The 17,907-nt window shown below is 62.8% G+C and carries 16 protein-coding genes and 1 pseudogene; 9 read left to right on the top strand and 8 right to left on the bottom strand.

Annotation, left to right across the window (positions count from 1 at the left end):
* Positions 1 to 226: 226 nt before the first annotated feature.
* Positions 227 to 376: a hypothetical protein gene (locus ACYRGX_RS18490; protein ID WP_473056760.1), complete on the bottom strand. Its 150-nt coding sequence runs from the start codon at positions 374 to 376 to the stop codon at positions 227 to 229.
* On the opposite strand from ACYRGX_RS18490, the gene ACYRGX_RS18485 reads away from it, so the two are divergent.
* The 4 genes from ACYRGX_RS18485 (at position 323) to ung (ending at position 6,015) form a co-directional block, all read left to right on the top strand.
* A complete protein-coding gene (locus ACYRGX_RS18485) occupies positions 323 to 1,624 on the top strand; it encodes a TolC family outer membrane protein (protein WP_473056724.1) in 1,302 nt (433 codons plus the stop codon). The two genes, ACYRGX_RS18490 and ACYRGX_RS18485, sit on opposite strands and share 54 nt — an antisense overlap.
* Before the next feature lie 124 nt (positions 1,625 to 1,748).
* On the top strand, positions 1,749 to 3,884 hold the full coding sequence (locus tag ACYRGX_RS18480) for a type I secretion system permease/ATPase (protein WP_473056723.1): 2,136 nt from the start codon (positions 1,749 to 1,751) through the stop codon (positions 3,882 to 3,884).
* Entirely contained in the window at positions 3,874 to 5,244 is a 1,371-nt protein-coding gene (locus ACYRGX_RS18475) for an HlyD family type I secretion periplasmic adaptor subunit (protein WP_473053902.1), read from the top strand. The genes ACYRGX_RS18480 and ACYRGX_RS18475 overlap by 11 nt, the downstream gene beginning before the upstream one ends.
* A gap of 78 nt (positions 5,245 to 5,322) precedes the next feature.
* A complete protein-coding gene (ung, locus tag ACYRGX_RS18470) occupies positions 5,323 to 6,015 on the top strand; it encodes a uracil-DNA glycosylase (protein WP_473053901.1) in 693 nt (230 codons plus the stop codon).
* Positions 6,016 to 6,359: 344 nt separating this feature from the next.
* Here the strand turns inward: ung and ACYRGX_RS18465 are convergent, their stop codons facing one another.
* The 4 genes from ACYRGX_RS18465 to ACYRGX_RS18450 form a co-directional block, all read right to left on the bottom strand.
* Complete coding sequence (locus ACYRGX_RS18465; RefSeq protein WP_473053900.1) at positions 6,360 to 7,397, bottom strand: AbrB family transcriptional regulator; 1,038 nt, start codon at positions 7,395 to 7,397, stop codon at positions 6,360 to 6,362.
* A complete protein-coding gene (locus tag ACYRGX_RS18460; protein WP_473053899.1) occupies positions 7,397 to 8,911 on the bottom strand; it encodes a tripartite tricarboxylate transporter permease in 1,515 nt (504 codons plus the stop codon). The genes ACYRGX_RS18465 and ACYRGX_RS18460 overlap by 1 nt, the downstream gene beginning before the upstream one ends.
* 1 nt (position 8,912) lies before the next feature.
* Positions 8,913 to 9,356 carry a tripartite tricarboxylate transporter TctB family protein gene (locus ACYRGX_RS18455; RefSeq protein WP_473053898.1) on the bottom strand — a complete coding sequence of 148 codons (444 nt, stop codon included), beginning with the start codon at positions 9,354 to 9,356 and terminating at the stop codon, positions 8,913 to 8,915.
* Between the two features lie 69 nt (positions 9,357 to 9,425).
* Complete coding sequence (locus ACYRGX_RS18450) at positions 9,426 to 10,397, bottom strand: Bug family tripartite tricarboxylate transporter substrate binding protein (protein WP_473053897.1); 972 nt, start codon at positions 10,395 to 10,397, stop codon at positions 9,426 to 9,428.
* Between the two features lie 313 nt (positions 10,398 to 10,710).
* On the opposite strand from ACYRGX_RS18450, the gene ACYRGX_RS18445 reads away from it, so the two are divergent.
* Together ACYRGX_RS18445 and ACYRGX_RS18440 are read left to right on the top strand one after the other, a co-directional pair.
* Positions 10,711 to 11,388, top strand: a complete 678-nt coding sequence (locus ACYRGX_RS18445; protein WP_473053896.1) for a response regulator — start codon at positions 10,711 to 10,713, stop codon at positions 11,386 to 11,388.
* Entirely contained in the window at positions 11,375 to 12,766 is a 1,392-nt protein-coding gene (locus tag ACYRGX_RS18440) for a sensor histidine kinase N-terminal domain-containing protein (protein WP_473053895.1), read from the top strand. Before ACYRGX_RS18445 ends, ACYRGX_RS18440 begins: the two co-directional genes overlap by 14 nt.
* Before the next feature lie 63 nt (positions 12,767 to 12,829).
* Here ACYRGX_RS18440 and ACYRGX_RS18435 read toward each other — a convergent pair.
* Together ACYRGX_RS18435 and ygfZ are read right to left on the bottom strand one after the other, a co-directional pair.
* Positions 12,830 to 13,600: pseudogene (locus tag ACYRGX_RS18435) on the bottom strand (HDOD domain-containing protein); the annotation flags it as partial.
* Between the two features lie 34 nt (positions 13,601 to 13,634).
* Positions 13,635 to 14,564, bottom strand: a complete 930-nt coding sequence (gene ygfZ / locus ACYRGX_RS18430) for a CAF17-like 4Fe-4S cluster assembly/insertion protein YgfZ (RefSeq protein WP_473053894.1) — start codon at positions 14,562 to 14,564, stop codon at positions 13,635 to 13,637.
* 123 nt (positions 14,565 to 14,687) lie between these two features.
* On the opposite strand from ygfZ, the gene ACYRGX_RS18425 reads away from it, so the two are divergent.
* Positions 14,688 to 14,942: an FAD assembly factor SdhE gene (locus ACYRGX_RS18425; RefSeq protein WP_473053893.1), complete on the top strand. Its 255-nt coding sequence runs from the start codon at positions 14,688 to 14,690 to the stop codon at positions 14,940 to 14,942.
* A complete protein-coding gene (locus ACYRGX_RS18420; protein WP_473053892.1) occupies positions 14,926 to 15,378 on the top strand; it encodes a protein YgfX in 453 nt (150 codons plus the stop codon). Before ACYRGX_RS18425 ends, ACYRGX_RS18420 begins: the two co-directional genes overlap by 17 nt.
* Here ACYRGX_RS18420 and nadB read toward each other — a convergent pair.
* Positions 15,347 to 16,957: an L-aspartate oxidase gene (nadB, locus tag ACYRGX_RS18415; protein ID WP_473053891.1), complete on the bottom strand. Its 1,611-nt coding sequence runs from the start codon at positions 16,955 to 16,957 to the stop codon at positions 15,347 to 15,349. The genes ACYRGX_RS18420 and nadB overlap by 32 nt on opposite strands.
* 360 nt (positions 16,958 to 17,317) lie before the next feature.
* On the opposite strand from nadB, the gene rpoE reads away from it, so the two are divergent.
* A complete protein-coding gene (gene rpoE, locus ACYRGX_RS18410; RefSeq protein WP_473053890.1) occupies positions 17,318 to 17,902 on the top strand; it encodes an RNA polymerase sigma factor RpoE/AlgU in 585 nt (194 codons plus the stop codon).
* Positions 17,903 to 17,907: the final 5 nt, after the last annotated feature.

The raw sequence follows: 17,907 nt of genomic DNA, 5'->3' as shown, positions 1-17,907 counted from the left end.
TGAAAAATTGACTTGGAACAACTATCGTCCAAGTAAAGGACGATTTCTAAAAACCACTACGTCAAAAAAACATTTTTCAGCCGGAGGTGTGTTGACTGTGAGTCAATCGCTTGACCTCGCTTCCGGCATCCTAAACAATCCCCAAACTCATGTCACTCTGATGTTACGGGCGGATTTTTACAGACAACGTGCTGTCAATTTAGTCCCGTCTAGTTTGTAGCGTGGATCACTCGGCCAGAGGGAACACCCTCCACGGAGAAAGGAAACCAAACCCATGCGTTTTCAGAGACTTAGTTTTTTGCCGCTGGTTCTCGCCAGCAGCATGGTCAATGCACAGGACCTTGCGCAGGCCATTCGTCAGGCTCTTGAGGTTCATCCCGAGGTCCAAGCCGGGATGAATAGCCGACGAGCGGCAGATTACGAATTGCGAGCGGCGAAGGGCGGATACCTGCCGAGCGTCGACTTGCTGGCAGGTTACGGACGCGAAGGGACGGACAGTCCCACGACGCGTGCCGCCACGGGTTCCAATGACTGGAGGACCCTGACCCGGGGGGAGTCCACTATTCGACTGAGCCAGATGGTCTTCGATGGTGGCGCTACGGGCAGTGAAGTTGGGCGCCGCAAGGCGATCGTCAACTCGCGGGCCTATTCGCTGCTGGCGACCACCGAGCGGACGGCTCTGCAGGCCGTCGAGGTCTACTTGGAGGTCCTGCGTCGCCAGGAACTGGTGTCCCTGGCATCCGAGAACCTGCAGAACCACCAGCGGATCTACGATCAGATCACCCTGCGCAGTCAGCGCGGTGTAGGCAGTGCTGCCGATAGCGACCAGGCCGAAGCGCGCTTGGCCCAGGCTCGCAACAACCTGACCACCGAGGAGACCAACCTGGCCGATGCCCGGGTCAACTTCCTCTCGGCGATCGGTGTTGCCCCGACTGACCTGGAGATGCCCACCACTACCAACCTGATGCCTTCCAGCCTCGACGAGGCGCGCGCTCAGATGTTGGCGAACAGTCCCGATCTGCGTTCGGCAGAGTCCGACATCATGGCGACTGAGCGCCAATACGAAGCTGCGCGCTCGACCTTCTACCCGCGTTTCGATGCAGAGCTGTCGCGTTCGGCCGATAACAACATCGATGGTGTCGAAGGCCACCAGAATGAATGGCAGGCGATGGTGCGCATGCGTTACAACCTGTTCAACGGCGGCTCTGACCAGGCGACGCTCAAGGCGCGAGCGTTCCAGGTGGATGAAGCGCTGGACGTGCGCAACAACGCCCTGCGTACTCTCAACGAGGAATTGGGGCTGGCGTGGAACGCCCTGGAAAACGCCCGAGTGCAATTGCCTATTGCTGAAGACTACGTGAGCTACAGCACTCGGGTGCGTGAGGCCTACCAGCAGCAGTTCGGCCTGGGTGATCGTACCCTGCTCGACTTGCTGGACAGTGAGAACGAACTCTTCACCGCACGTCGTCGGCTGTCGGAGGTTCGCTTCGCGGATCTGTATAACCAGTACCGTATCAAAGCGACGTTGGGGCAATTGCTGCGTAGCGAGAATGTGGTGCCCCCGATGGCGGCCACCGCCCTTATGCCGGTCGAAACCAAGGTGAAGCTGCCAGGCCTGAATTGATGTTCTTGGCGGCCCGGAACCACGGGCCGCGCTGGCTTATCTCGCGCCCCACGGCCATCCATGGCGTGGGGCGCCGTTCTTTATATAGAAGGGGTTAGTCACCGTGCTTTCCGAAACCCGTCAAATGCCGGTTCCAGAGGATCCTCGCAGTCATTTCGACGATCCCTTGCTCGATGGCCTGATGTGCCTCTGCGAACTCCACCAGCGGCCTGTCAGCAGGGCCCTTCTCACCAACGGTCTGCCCCTGCCTGCACAGAAACTCAGCCCTGCACTGATGCCTCGCGCGGCGGCGAGGGCAGGTCTGCAAGGTCGCTGGCTGCATCGGTCATTGGAACGCATCCCACAGATGGCCTTGCCGGCGCTGTTGCTTCTGCGAGATGAGCGTTGCGCGGTGCTCGTCGGGCGAGATGAGGAGGGCAACTATCGCCTACTGCTCAGCGAGAGCGAAGGCGGCGAGGTGAGTGTCAGCGCAGAGGTGCTGACGGAGGATTACAGCGGCGAGGTATTTTTCGCGCAGCCCCAGCATAAATACGATGTCCATGGCACTGAGGGGGTGCCTCGCGCCAAGCGATGGTTCCGTGACACGCTCAAGCTTTCGCGCCGCATGTACACAGATGCCATCGCAGCGAGCTTGCTGATCAACCTGATCGCCCTGTTCGCGCCGCTATTCGTCATGAACGTTTACGACCGCGTGGTCCCCAATCAAGCCACCTCGACGCTCTGGGTGCTGGCCATCGGTATCGGCGGTGCATACGTCTTCGACCTCATTCTGCGTACGCTGCGGGGGCTCTGCCTTGACATGGCGGGGAAGAAGACCGATCTCATCATTTCCTCCACGCTGTTCGAGCGCATCGTCGGCATGTCCATGCATATGCGTCCGGCTCGTGTCGGTAGCTATGCGCAGAACATTCATGAGTTTCAGTCGCTGCGTGATTTTCTTGCGTCGCTGACGCTTACCAGCTTGATCGACCTGCCCTTCACGTTGCTCATTCTGCTGGTGATCGGCTTTCTCGGTGGCTGGTTGGTGGCTATTCCGCTGATTGCGTTCCCGCTGGCCCTCGGCATCGGTTATTTGCTGCAGAAGCCCTTGGTGGAAACCATCGATCGCACCATGGCACTTTCCGCCGAGCGGCAATCGAGCCTCATCGAGTCCCTCGCGGGGCTGGATGCGTTGAAAGTGAACAATGCCCAGAGCGAGCGTCAGTATCAGTGGGAGCAGACCATAGGTACGCTCGGGCGCCTGGAATTGCGCGTGCGTATGCTCTCGAGCCTCGCCCTCAACAGCACCCAGCTTATCCAGCAGGTCGCCGGGGTGATCATGATCATCTGCGGCGTGTATCAGATCATCGGCGGAAATTTGAGCATGGGTGGCTTGATCGCCTGCTACATGCTCACCAGTCGCGCACTTGCGCCACTCGGGCAGCTTTCCGGTTTGCTGACGCGCTATCAGCAGGCTCGCCTGACCATGGGCAACATCGACCAGATGATGGAGCTGCCCCAGGAACACCATATGGAGGATCGCCCGTTGCGTCGCCAGCGGGTGCAGGGGGCCATCGAATGTCGTGGCTTGAGTTTCAATTATCCGAATCAACAGACCCAGGCCCTGCGCGGTATAAATCTGAGCGTTCGTCCGGGAGAGAAGATCGGCATCATCGGCCGGAGTGGCTCTGGCAAAAGCTCTTTGGCCAAGCTGTTGGTCGGCCTGTATCAACCCGATGAGGGCAGTCTGCTGGTGGATGGCGTGGATGTGCGGCAGATGGATATCGCCGAATTGCGCCATAACATCGGTTACGTGCCACAGGACATCCAGCTTTTCGCTGGAACGCTGCGTGACAACCTGGTGAGCGGCGCCCGTTACGTGGATGACCGGCTGGTGCTGCATGCGGCCGAGTTGGCCGGCGTGCAGGACTTTGCACGGCTACATCCGCAAGGCTATGAAATGCCGGTGGGCGAACGCGGCCTGAATCTCTCCGGTGGACAGCGTCAGCACGTTGCTCTGGCGCGCGCTTTGTTGCTGGACCCGCCGATCCTGCTGCTTGACGAGCCAACTAGCGCCATGGACAACACCAGCGAGGAGCGCCTCAAGCAGCGCCTGGCTGGATCGATCAAGGACAAGACCTTGTTACTGGTAACCCACCGCGCTTCGATGCTGTCCTTGGTCGAGCGCCTGATCATCATTGATCGCGGGCAGATCATTGCTGACGGACCCAAGCAGGCGGTCATGGAAGCCTTGAAGCGAGGGCAGATCAATGCAGCTTAAGCACGGGGGCGGCATCGGCGGGGCGCTGCGTCGGTACTTCGGTAAGCAGGTCGAGATCGGGGAGGAGCCGTTACCGGAAGTCCGTAAAGCGCTGGTGGAAGACACGCCGCGGATGATTCGCCTGACCATCTGGGCAGTCCTCGGATTCTTCATCTTCGCGGTGCTCTGGGCGCATTTCGCGATCGTCGATGAAGTGACGCGTGGCGAGGGCAAGGCAATCCCTTCTTCACGCTTGCAGAAAGTGCAAAACCTCGAAGGTGGCATCGTCAGCGAAATTTTCGTGCGTGAAGGGCAGATCGTCGAGGCCGGCGATCCGCTGTTGCGGCTGGATGACACTCGCTTCGCGTCCAATGTCGGTGAAACCGAGGCTGATCGCCAGTCTCTGGCCTTGCGCGTGGCGCGCCTCTCGGCCGAGGTCGATGGCAAGGAGCTGGACCTGCCGGCGGACATGGCCGCCGCTGCGCCTGCCCTGGCCGCCGATGAGCGTGCGTTGTTCGAAAGTCGCCGCCGCCAGTTGGATGCAGAGGTCGCTGGACTGGAAGAGCAACTGGTGCAGCGCCAGCAGGAGTTGCGTGAGTTCATCTCCAAGCGTGGCCAGTACACCCGCAGCCTGGGCCTGCTGCGCCAAGAGATCGAAATGTCCGAGCCGCTGGTCGCGCAGGGCGCTTTCTCACAGGTGGAGGTCTTGCGTCTGCGTCGCTCGGAGGTCGAGCTGCGTGGCGAACTGGACGCCACCAATTTGGCCATCCCTCGCGCCGAGTCGGCCGTGAAGGAGGTGAAGAACAAGATCGCCGAGACTCGCGGACGCTTCCGTAGCGAGGCCCTGGCCGATCTCAACCAGGCGCGTACCGACCTGAACAAGATTCAGGCCACCGGACGGGCGCTGGAGGATCGGGTGGCGCGGACCATGGTGACCTCGCCCGTGCGTGGGATCGTCAAGCAACTGCTGGTCAACACCATTGGCGGGGTTATCCAGCCGGGTAGCGACCTGGTGGAAATCGTCCCGCTGGACGATACCCTGCTGGTGGAGGCGCGTATCCGACCGCAGGACATCGCTTTCCTGCATCCCGGCCAGCAGGCCATGGTCAAGTTCACCGCCTATGACTACACGATCTACGGCGGTCTGCCGGCTGAACTGGAGCAGATCGGTGCGGACACCATCACGGATGAGGAGGGCAACAGCTTCTATCTGATCCGCCTGCGTACCCAAAAGAGTCACCTGGGTACCGACGAGAACCCGCTGCTGATCATTCCCGGTATGGTCGCCAGCGTCGACATCATCACGGGCCACAAGAGCGTGCTGAGCTATCTGCTCAAGCCGATCCTGCGTGCTCGCGCGGAAGCGCTGCGCGAACGTTGAGTGCTGCATGGCGCCGCTGGCCGTTGACAGGTCGGCGGCGCTCTCCTAGGGTCTGCGGCCTTCAGGAGGCAGCAGATCATGACCGAAGACCGCATCAAGCTCGATCCCAGTTGGAAGGACGCCCTGCGCGAGGAGTTCGAGCAGCCCTACATGCACGCGCTGCGCGAATTCCTGCGCAGCGAGAAAGCCGCAGGCAAGGTTGTCTTTCCACCTGGACCACTGATCTTCAATGCGCTCAATTCCACCCCGTTGGACGCGGTGAAGGTGGTCATCATCGGGCAGGACCCCTACCACGGCCCTGGGCAAGCCCATGGATTGTGTTTCTCCGTCCAGCCTGGCGTGCCTACGCCGCCCTCCCTGCAGAACATCTATAAGGAGCTCAAGCGCGACCTGAACCTGGACATTCCCACCCACGGCTACTTGCAGTCCTGGGCCGACCAGGGCGTGCTGCTGCTCAATACCTCACTGACGGTGGAGCAGGGTAGAGCGGGTTCTCATGCCAATGCGGGATGGCAGCGTTTCACGGATCGTGTCATCGAAGTGGTCAACGAGCGCTGTTCGCATCTGGTTTTCCTGCTCTGGGGGGCGCATGCGCAGAGCAAGCAGAAGCTCATCGATGCGACTCGACACCTGGTACTGCGCTCCCCGCACCCCTCACCCCTTTCGGCGCATCGTGGCTTCATCGGCAATGGTCACTTCAGCCGATGCAATAAGTTTCTCGAGCAGCAAGGGCAAGCGCCTATCGACTGGCGCTTGCCCGAGCGGGTCTGAGCCTGGCGCAGACGGTAGTGCCGTTATCAGCGTCCATCGGCTGACCAGGGCTGGACGTGTCGTGCTCGTCGCTCTGCTGTGCCTCGCTTAGCCCTCACGGCCCCTGAGTGTTACCTAGGCGTCGTCGGCTATGGCGAGGCGGGTAGAGAAACCCGGTAGGACGGTGATGGCGGCGGACGTTAGCCTCTTCTGGTAGGCGAGCCTTTTGTTTTCCTCTGCCGTGGGCCGGCGCTTCACGCCGGTAGCGTGATGAAGGGCTGTGGCGGATGCCTCGTCTGGTCGACTAGGGGGCAGGCCGGTTGCTGCGGAATGTCGAGTGGTCGCCTGGTCCTGCCAAAGGCGTTTCAGCGGGAGCGGTCGAAGTGCCTGTTCCAGAGGCGATAGACCGGCTCGGAGAGGAACAGCACCAGGAACAGGCGCAGCACCTGCAGGGCGATCACCAGGGCGACGGCCAGATGCAGGGCTTCGGCCACCAGGCTCAATTCGGTAATTCCCCCTGGCATCATGCCCAGCATCAATGGCTGCGACGGGAGACTCGAAATGCTACCGAGAAGCCAACCCAGCCCGGCAGCGAAAAGCATCGCTAGCAGCGTGGCGAGCAAGACTCGCAGCAGGAATGCTGGGGCGTTGCGAAAGAAGGGGCCGTCGAAGTGGCAGGCCAATGACGTGCCGATGAGGAACTGGCCGATTTGACCGGCCCCGTGGGGCAGGCCGATATGCAGGTCGAAGTTCACACTGACCACAGCCGCGAAACTCAGCGGGCCGAGCATCCAGGGATTGGGTTGGCCCAGACGTCTCCACAGCAACGCCGTCAAGGCACCGCCGGGCATCAGTAAGGCCAACCAGGCCCAATTGACCTCGGCGGGAACTCCAGGCGCCTGTGCGGGCAGGCTCCAGGTGAAGAGCGCGGGTACGATCAGTACCACCGCCAGCAGGCGAAGGCTGTGCGCGGCGGCGACGCGGGCTGGATCGGCGCCGTGCCGCAGCGCCAGGTTGACCATCTCCGAAGCGCCGCCTGGCATGCTGGCGAAGTAAGCGGTCGGACGATCCACACCCGAGCGCAATAGAACAGCGATGCCTATCAGGCCCAGCAATAACGTGGCTGCGGCGCCGAGAAAGATGACGGGGAAGTGCGCGAGGACCTGTTGCCAGACTTCGGCAGTGAAGTGCAGCCCCAAAGACGTGGCAACGATCCACTGTCCGGTCTGCCGCCCCCTGGGAATCTCACCGACCAGAAAACCACAGCAACGAAGCGCGATCACCGCTAGCAGTGGGCCGATCATCCAGGGGAGTGGCCAGTGAGCGAGGCTGGCCAGAGCCCCGCCGAGCAAGCCCACCAGTGGCGTTGGCCACCAGCGGGATAGGCTCTCGGAGCTACGCATCAAGGCTGCGAGTGAATAGCGCTGCGACGTGCCAACCTGCGCCAGGTGCGAATCGCCGGCAGGGCCAGCATGAGGAGTGCCAAGGCCCAGAGCACCAGGCAGATCGGGCTGCTCCAGAGGATGTTCAGGTCACCGTTGGAGATCGACAGCGCACGGCGCAGGTTGTCTTCCATCATCTCGCCGAGGACGAAGCCGAGGATCAGCGAGGAGAGCGGGAAGTCCAGCTTGCGCAGGATGTAGCCGAAGATGCCGAGGCTGATCATCAGCACCAGGTCGAACGTGGTGCTGTGCACGGCATAGACGCCGACCAGGCTGATCACGGTGATTGCCGGGACCAGAATCCAGTTCGGGATCGACAGCATGCGAGCGAACAGACCTACCAGCGGGATGTTCATCACCAGCAGAATCACGTTGCCGATGAACAGCGAGGCGATCAGGCCCCAGACGACGTCCGGCTGCTCCTGGAACAGCATCGGGCCGGGAGTGATGTTGTAAAGGGTCAATGCACCGATCATCACCGCGGTGGTGCCCGAACCCGGTACGCCGAGGGTCAGCATGGGGATCAGCGAGCCGCAGGCCGAGGCGTTGTTCGCCGCTTCCGGAGCTGCGACACCACGCAGATCGCCCTCACCGAACTTGCCGTTGGCACCGGCCATACGCTTTTCGGTCATGTAGGTCATGGCACTGGCGATGGTTGCACCGGCGCCCGGCAGGGTGCCAATGACGAAACCAGCGACGCTGCTGCGCAGCATGGTGGCGACCGTCTGGGTGTATTCCTTGAAGTTGAACAGCATGCGCCCGCTGGCTTTCACTGCCTGCTGGCCGGCGTGGGTGTTCTCCAGCATCACCAGGATCTCGCTGACGCTGAAGAAGCCGATCACCACGATGACGAACTGGATACCGTCGGAGAGGTTCACGCTGTCGAAGGTGAAACGGTACACGCCGGTGGTGGCGTCCACGCCCACGGTCGCCAGGCCCAGGCCGATCAGCGCCGACATCAGGGTTTTCACCGGCTTGTCGCCGACCATGCCGCCGAGGCAGGCGATGGCGAAGATCATCAGCACGAAGTATTCGGCCGGGCCGAAGGCCACGGCCCAGTCGGCGAGGATCGGGGCGAACGCGACCACGCCGCAGGTCGCCACGATGGAGCCGGTGAACGAGCTCACTGCCGACAGCGACAGTGCGATGCCTGCCTTACCCTGGCGGGCCAACGGGTAGCCATCGAGGGTGGTCATGATGGCCGCGGCATCACCGGGCACGTTGAGCAGGATCGCCGAGATGCGGCCGCCGTATTCGCAGCCCAGGTACACGGCGGCGAGAAGGATCAGCGCGGACTCCGGCGGCAGGCCGAAGGCGAAGGCCAGCGGCAGCAGCAGCGCCACGCCATTGATCGGACCCAGGCCCGGGAGCAGGCCGACCACGGTGCCGACGAAGGCGCCGAACAGCGCCAGCAGCAGGTTGTTCGGCTGCAGAGCGACGTCAAAGCCCTGCATCAGGTAGTTCAGGGTTTCCATCTCAGCTCTCCAGTCCTTCGAGGATGCCCAGCGGCAGCGGCACATCCAGCAGTTTGTCGAACAGCACGTAGAACAGCACGCCCATCAGCACGCCGCTGAGCACGCTCGGCCACAGGCGTCCGTTGAATACCAGGCCGAGCACGAAGGCGCCCAGCGCGGTGCTGACCACGAAGCCCAGTGGCTCGAACAGCAGGGCATAGGCGAACATCGCCACGATGCACGAAAGAAGTCGTCTCACCAGCGGCCACTGCACGGGGGGAGTAGGGTCGCCGTGCGGTTTGACCAACAGGTAGAACGAACCGCAGGCCATCAGGGCCAACAGCAGCAGCGGATAGGCGCGCGGGCCGACCGGATCGTAGGAAAACGGTGGCTCGTAGCCCCAGGCGCGCACGGCGAGGCCGGCGCACGCCAGCAGCAACGCTGCGGCGAAGACGCGAAGATACATGGACGATGCCCTCGGGTGTGAACCGCCAGGTGGCGGAAAGAGGCCCGCGCGGGCGGCGGGCCTCGTGGTTTACTGCTGGATCAGGCCGAATTCGGAAGCCAGTGCCTTGTAGTCGTTAGTCTGCTTCTTGACGAAGGCGGTGAGTTCATCACCGGTCATGTTCAGCGGATAGAGCTCACGCTGCTTGCGCAGCTCGGCGAACTCGGGATCGGCCATCATCTTCTCGAAGCGATCCTTCCACCAGTTGAAGTCTTCGTCGCTGACCTTCGGGCCCATGTAGAAACCACGAATCACCGGCCAGGTAATGTCGAAGCCCTGCTCCTTGGCGGTCGGTATATCTTCCAGGCCTTCCAGGCGCTCGTCGGACAGCACCGCGAGGATGCGTACCTTGCCCGCCTTGGCTTGGGGAGCCACTTCGCCGAGGCCGCTGCTGGTCACCTGTACGTGGTTGCCAAGCATGGCGGTCAGCGTTTCGCCACCGCCTTCGAAGGCGACGTAGCGCATCTTGCGCGGGTCCACGCCGGCGGCGCGGGCGATCAGCGCGGTTTGCATCCAGTCCTGGCCGCCGATGGTAGCGCCGGCGCCGAAAACGACCTTGGACGGATCGGCTTTCACCGCGTCGAGCAGCTCCTGCAGGTTTTTCCAGGGCGCGTCAGCCCGCACGCTGATCGCACCATAGTCGGTGCCTACCGCGGCCAGCCAGCGTACGGCGTTCTCGTCGTAGCGACCGAACTTGCCCTGCGCCAGATTGAGCAGCGAGCCACTGGAGAATGCGGTGATGGTGCCGGGCTCGTCAGCGCGCTGGGCGACCACCGCGTTGTAGGCCACGGCACCGACGCCGCCGGGCATGTAGGTCACGCGCATCGGCGCTTCCAGCAGACCGGTGTCCTTGAAGCCGCTCTGTGCGAGCTTGCAGGTCAGGTCGAAGCCGCCGCCGGGTTTGGCCGGAGCGATACATTCGGGACGCTTGGGTTCAGCCATCAGATGGCCGGCGACGAGCAGGCCTGCGGTGAGCAGGGCGAGGCGCTGGAGGGGTTTCATGCGGTGCTTCTCCTGTGGAGTCTTGTCATGTCTCGCCGCGGCCATTGGGGCAATACGCGGATGAGATGGATGGACACAGGAGTTCTGCTGGACAAGCTGCGGCGAAGCCGCATGGCAGCTGGGAATATCTGCATTGTTCTTGTCGAGCGCGCACCCCTGCGCGTCCTCTTATTTCTCCGGGCAATGCATTGACAATGCACCCGGTGGGTTCATAGCCCGTTACAAATCCTAGGAGGGCAAGCTTTCGCGAGGCTTTCAGCGTGAAAGGCGTCGCACAGGTACACTCCGATTTTTCCAATACAGAGGAGCTTGTATGCGCATCCTGCTGGTTGAAGATCATCAGGAACTGTCGCTGAGCATCGCCCAGGCGCTGCGCGGTAGTGGCTGGACGCTCGACGTACTGAGCGACGGCGTTGCCGCCGACCTGGCGCTGACCAGCGAAGAATATTCGTTGGTCATTCTCGACGTTGGCCTGCCACGTATGGATGGCTTCCGCGTGCTTTCACGCTTGCGTGACCGCGGCGCGCGCGTCCCTGTGCTGATGCTCACCGCGCGCGGTGAGGTTAAAGATCGCGTCCACGGGCTCAACCTGGGTGCCGACGATTACCTGGCAAAGCCGTTCGAGGTGAGCGAGCTCGAAGCCCGGGTCAACGCGTTGCTGCGCCGCAGCCTCGCGGGAGGCGATCAGGTGCAACGTTGCGGTTCGCTCAGCTACGACATGGTTGGCCGACGCTTCCGCCTCGGTGAGCAGGCGCTGTCGCTGACTTCCCGCGAGCAGAGCGTGCTCGAGGCGCTGATTTCGCGACCGGGGCGGGTGATGAGCAAGGATCAGCTGGCCGCCGCAGTGTTCGGTCTGGACCAGGAGGCGAGCAACGAGGCGATCGAGATTTACATCCATCGCCTGCGCAAGAAGCTCGAAGGTAGCGAGGTACGCATCGTCACCTTCCGTGGCTTGGGCTACCTGCTGGAAGGCGTCGATGAGGAGCGCTGAGGAGAGCGTCAGTCTGCGCCGTCGATTGCTGTTCTGGCTAGCCCTGCTGCTTGCCCTGCTACTCATCGTCAGTGCCTTGAGTGCCTATTGGAACGGCCGTAGCGCGGCAGATACGGCCTATGATCGCAGCTTGCTGGCATCGGCCAGGGAGGTTGCCGGTCGCGTACAGGTGGTCGACGGCAAGCTGCAGGTCAGTGTCCCCTACGTGGCGCTGGATGCCTTTGCCTATGACATCGCGGGGCGGGTCTATTACGAGGTGCGTTCACCCTCCGGGAGCGTGCTGGCGGGCTATGAAAATATTCCCGCAGCGCCGCCCGGTACACCGCGTACGGACGATTACCCGGCGCTCGCGCGTTTCTACGATGGCGTCTATCGTGGCCAGACCGTGCGCGTGGTCAGTCTGCTGCAGCCGATCAGCGATCCGGGGCTGGAGGGCGTGGCGGAGGTCCGCGTGGCGGAGACGCGCAGCGCGCGCGAACGCATGACCCGTGAGCTGCTGGGCGACACGCTTTGGCGCATGGGGCTGCTCTCCGCCGCGGCGCTGTTGCTGGTGTGGGTGGGGATCGAGCGGGCGCTGCGGCCGTTACGGCGCCTGGGAAGCGAGGTCGAGCAGCGCCGCGCGGATGATTTGCGGCCCTTCGAACAGAAGGTGCCCCGTGAATTGACGCCGCTTTTGCAGGCGTTGAATCAGTACAACTTCAGGCTTCGTGAACATTTCCAACGCCAGGAGCAGTTCATTGGTGAGGCCGCGCATGAATTGCGCACGCCCCTGGCCGCGATCCGCGCCCGCGCCGAACTCGGCTTGCGCGAAACCGACCCCCAGGCGTGGCGCAATAGCCTGCGCGAGTCGTTGCGCAACATCGACCGGGTGACTCAGCTGGCCAATCAACTGCTCTCCCTGGCGCGCATCGAGGGGGGCGCGCGCGCCATCGCCGAGGGCGGTGTCGAGCCCCTCGATCTGGCTCGACTGGTCCGCGAACTGGCGATGACACTCGCTCCGCTGGCCCATCAGCGGGGTGTGGAACTCGCCCTGGAGGCGCCGGAAGCGGTCTGGTTGCGAGGCGAGCCGACCTTGCTCAACGAACTGGTCTACAACCTGATCGACAATGCGATGACCCATGCGCCCGGGGGCAATCTGGTGTTGCGCGTCAGCAATCCGGGTGTACTGGAGGTGGAGGACGATGGTCCGGGGATTCCTCTCGAACAGCGCGAGCGGGTCTTCGAGCGCTTTTATCGGCGCCCAGGGGGGATGGGTGCCGGCCTTGGCCTGGCGATCGTGGGAGAGATCTGTCGGGCTCACCAGGCACGCATCGAATTGCTCGACGGTGCCCAGGGCGGTCTGCGCGTACGGGTGCTGTTCCGCTCGCCGGAAGCCTGAGCGGGCGGCCCGTCAATGCAGTAGTTTCGACGCCTCGGCGACGACTTTCTGCAGCGCCTCGGGGGTCGCTTCCAGGCCCAGCTTGGTGAAGGCGGGAACGCTCTTCCAGTCGAGCTGCGCCAGTGGATGCTCGCTGCCGTGATGATGCTGGAGCAGTGCGACCTGGACGATGTCGACGTAATCGGCGCGAGGCGAGTCCCGGGTGAAATCCAGGTGCTGTTCGGGAACGATCGCCAGCGGCTCCGGGAAATCCCAGGCATGCAGGATGCGCTCCCCGACGCGGGGATGGATGCGCTCGATGACGTGGTTGAGACTGATCGAGTCAGCCAGGAGGCTGCCATGCTCTTCGGCGTAGGTGAGGATCGGCAGGGCACCGATCTGATGAACCAGTCCGGCGAGCATTGCCTGGTCCGGCATCAGGCGGGTATGGCTGCGGCAAAGCACTTGGCAAACGCCTGCGATTTCGGTGCTGGATGCCCAGAGCTCACGCATCTTGCGGTCGATGACGTCCGAGGTGGCCTGGAACATCTGCTCCATCGCAAGGCCTGTGGCGAGGTTGCTGGTATACAGAATCCCCAGCCGCGCGATGGCCATCTGCAGATCGGTGATTTCCTGCGAGGTGCGTAGCAGCGGGTTGTTCACCACCTTGATGATACGTGCGCTCAACGCCACGTCCTGGCCGATCACACGGCTCAGGTCCGCGATACTGACCTTGGGGTCTTCGGCGGCTTCGCGCACGCGCAGTGCGATCTCGGGCAGGGTCGGCAGTACCAGTTCGTCCTGCTCGAGGGCTCTTAGCAGGTCTTCCTGGACCTTTTCGGCAAGTTTGCTCATCGATGCTTCCTGTCTACGGCTGCGCGCACGCGCGTCAACGTTTGATTTCTTCGGCGGAATCCAGCCGATAGGGGAGGTCCAGCAGGCGCAGGGGCGCCCCGTTCGGCTCGCCGAGATGGATACGTCCGTCGCCGGCAGCGTCCTCCTGAAGCACCGCCAGCATTTCGCAGCCTGCATCTGCCGGTGCCGCGAGGACCACCTCGCCGACACTGCTGCCGTGCACGGGGGAGAACAGCTCGGTGCCCACGGCGGGCGTGTTTTGCGCGTCCAGAACGAGGCGGTACATGCGTCGCTTGAGCTTGCCCAGGTACTGCATGCGGGCGACGATTTCCTGTCCGGTATAGCAGCCTTTGCGGAAGCTGACGCCGCCGATGGCCTGCAGGTTGATCATTTGAGGGATGAACAGCTCGCGGGTGGCGCCGAAAACCTGGCCTTCGCCGGCGCGAACCTGGGCTAGCAACCAGTCATCCAGGGAGGCCGGCGTCGCACGCTGCGACAGGCGTTCGTGCCAGGCTGCGGCGGCGCCGCTCGGCACCCATAGCTGTCCGCGAGCGACATCGCAGCGCACGAGGAGTGCCTGTTCGTCGATACTCAGTGCGCCAGGGGCTTCCGGCATTCCGAGGGCTTGCAGCGTTGCTTCGCCAAGAATGCCGTAGCGTTGCCACAGGCCGCTCTCGTCGCTCAGCTGGACCTTGGAAAATACCGCGTACTTCTGCAGATCCGCACGCTGTGCCTCGAGTAGCTCCTTGGCCATCGCCAGCAGGTATCCATCCCCTTCGGGGAGGATGCGGAAGCTCGACAGCATGCGCCCCTTGGGCGTACAGCGTGCGCCCAGGCTGCTGCTCTGCTTGAGATAGTCGAGGTTGCAGGTGAGTTGGCCCTGGAGAAACTTGGCGGCGTCGGGGCCTCTGACGGCCAGCAGGCCCTCGTGATCCAGGGGGCAGAAAAGCGCTGTGTCTACCATGCGTGGTATCTATCGTGCGGCGGCTTGAAGAGAGGCATCATAAGTCGCATGGGGGCGCTTGTCAGCGGGTGCCGGTTGCGCATGGCGCCGCTATAATGGCGCCCCCTTCGCAGGAGCCCGAGCATGGCCGACGATATCGAACTCAAACGTCTCTACTGGCATAGCCGTCGCGGCATGCTGGAGCTGGACGTATTGCTGGTGCCCTTTCTCGAAGAGGCTTACACGCAACTGGATCCGGACGATCAGGCACGCTACCGCAAGCTGCTCACTTGCGAGGATCAGGATATGTTCGGCTGGTTCATGGAGCGCGAGGAGCCCGAAGATGCGGACCTGCGGCGCATCGTGCGCATGATCCTGGATCGTGTCCAGCCAAATTGAGGCGTTCGAATGCCGCTGGACGCCTTCGCGGCGCCTGCGGTTTTCGTCTCTAGGGGCGCTGCTTCTGGCGTTGCTTGCGCCCTGGATGGCCGACGTTCCGTTGAGCGTCGCGCTACTGATCGACCTCGCCTGCCTCTCTTATGCGGCCTGGTGCTTGCCGCTGGGCGTGTCGCTCAGGGCGCCGCGCGCCTGGTGCGGCGTGCGCCACGATGCGCGTGGCTGGCAGGTGTGGAATCGCCGAGACGGCTGGCAAGCCGTGCAGCTCCTGCCGCAGAGCGTGGTATTGCCGTGGGCGGTGGTCATGCGCTTTCGTTTGCCTGGCCGGCTTTGGGCCGAGAGCGTCTGCGTCATGGCGGACGCCCTGCCGGTGGAGGCTCACCGGCGCTTGCGAGTACGGTTGCGCTTCAGTCGGCAGCGCTGGAAGGCGCCAGAATAGTGTCTACGGCTTGCGCCGACGACTCTGGGTAGTCGAGGGTGTAGTGCAGGCCGCGCGACTCTTTGCGTCGCATGGCGGACTTGATGATCAGGTCCGCCACCAGTGCCAGATTGCGGAGCTCGATCAGGTCGCGACTCACCCGGTAGTTGCTGTAGAACTCATCGATTTCGTCGAGCAGCAGGCGCACCCGATGCTGGGCGCGCTGCAGGCGTTTGTCGGTGCGCACGATGCCCACGTAGTCCCACATGAAGCGCCGTAGTTCATCCCAGTTGTGCGCGATGATCACGTCCTCGTCCGAGTCGGTGACCTGACTGGCGTCCCAGGTTGGCAGTTCGCCGGGCATCCGCACCTGCTCGAGTTGGGAAACGATGTCCGTGGCGGCCGAGCGTGCGTAGACGAAGCACTCAAGCAGGGAGTTGCTTGCCATCCGATTGGCGCCGTGCAGGCCAGTGAAACTGGTCTCGCCGATTGCGTACAAGCCATCCACGTCGCTGCGCCCGCGGCTGTCCACGACGACGCCACCGCAGGTGTAGTGGGCGGCGGGTACGACGGGGATCGCCTCACGGGTGATATCGATGCCGAACTCCAGGCAGCGCTCGTAGACGGTGGGGAAGTGCGCGCGGACGAACTCGGCTGGCTTGTGGCTGATGTCCAGGTGTACGCAATCGATGCCCAGGCGTTTCATCTCATGATCGATCGCTCTGGCGACGATGTCCCGTGGCGCCAGTTCCTCGCGGTCGTCGAAGCGCGTCATGAAGCGCTCGCCGTTGGGAAGCTTGAGCTGAGCTCCTTCGCCGCGCAGTGCTTCGGTGATGAGGAAGCTCTTGGCCTGGGGGTGGTACAGGCAGGTCGGGTGGAATTGGTTGAACTCCAGGTTGCCGACGCGGCAACCCGCACGCCAGGCCATGGCGATGCCGTCACCGCTGGCGCTGTCCTGGTTGCTCGTATAGAGATAGACCTTGGCGGCTCCGCCGCAGGCGAGAACGACGAAGCGCGCCGCGTGGGTGTCGACCTCGCCGCGATGGCGGTCGAGCACGTACGCGCCACGGCAGCGTCCGCCTTCGGTGCCGAGCTTGGCATCGGTGATCAGGTCGACAGCGACCTGTTGCTCCATCAGGGTGATATTCGGCCGCTGCCGGGCCTGCTCCAGCAGCGTGTTGAAAATGGCCGCGCCGGTCGCGTCGGCGGCGTGGATGATGCGCCGGTGACTGTGGCCGCCCTCGCGGGTGAGGTGGAAGGCATACGCTTGTTCTTCGCTGCCATCGTCAGGAGTGAAAGGCACGCCCTGTTCGATCAGCCATTCGATCGCTTCGCGACTGTGCTCGACGGTGAAGCGCACGGCGTCTTCATCGCAAAGCCCGGCACCGGCGACCAGGGTGTCCGCCACGTGAGAGTCCACGGTGTCGGTGTCGTCGAGCACTGCGGCTACGCCACCTTGCGCCCAGTAGGTCGAGCCGTTGCTCAGGTTTCCCTTGCTCAACACGGCGATACGCAGGTGGTCGGGCAGTGTGAGGGCGAGCGTCAGGCCAGCAGCACCGCTGCCGATGACCAAGACGTCGTGCTGGAAGTGCTGGCTCATGAAAAACCTGTCCCGGTGTTGTGCCGCCTAGTATATCGACGGGGGCCCCGGCAAAATAGCGAGTGCTTGCCAGGTCATTAGTAGGAACTTTTATTTACGGCGCCAACTCAAAGGTCGGTTGCCGTAATGAAAGCCGGCGACCGCTGTGTGGGCAGCGGTCCGTTAAGACCGGCCGGCAGGCAGGCTATGCCTTTTATGCGATGCGTGCGTGACGCATCCACTGGTTTCCCGGGTCGCGCCGTCTGCCGATGGTCCGGGAGCTTACGAAAGGGGAGAACTTTTGCTCGATTCGCCAGTCTATGTGAGCAAGTTGGCTGGCAAGCGAGCGTCGATGTTCTTCTCTTGGGATGAGGAGTGTTCATGGTAACCCAGGAGCAGGATCAGCAATTGGTCGAGCGCGTGCAGCGCGGCGACAGGAGGGCATTCGATCTGCTGGTGCTCAAGTATCAGCACAAGATTTTAGGACTCATCGTGCGTTTCGTGCACGACAGTCATGAAGCGCAGGACGTGGCTCAGGAAGCCTTCATCAAGGCCTATCGGGCGCTAGGGAACTTTCGCGGTGACAGTGCGTTCTATACGTGGCTGTACCGGATTGCCATCAACACCGCAAAAAACCATCTGGTCGCAAGGGGACGGCGACCACCAGACAACGACGTTAGCACGGAAGACGCTGAATTCTACGATGGCGATCATGCGCTCAAGGACATTGAGTCCCCCGAGCGCGCGATGTTGCGGGACGAGATCGAGGCCACGGTGCATCGAACCATCCAGCAACTGCCTGAAGACTTACGAACGGCGTTAACTCTTCGCGAGTTCGATGGTCTTAGCTACGAGGACATTGCCAACGTGATGCAGTGTCCGGTTGGAACCGTAAGGTCGCGCATCTTCAGGGCGCGCGAAGTTATCGACAAAGCGTTGCAACCCCTGTTGCGCGAGCAAACCTGAGACAG

Source organism: Pseudomonas sp. R4-15, from assembly GCF_055768815.1.
Note: the sequence above shows the minus strand (reverse complement) of the source record. Positions and strands in the feature narration are given on the sequence as shown.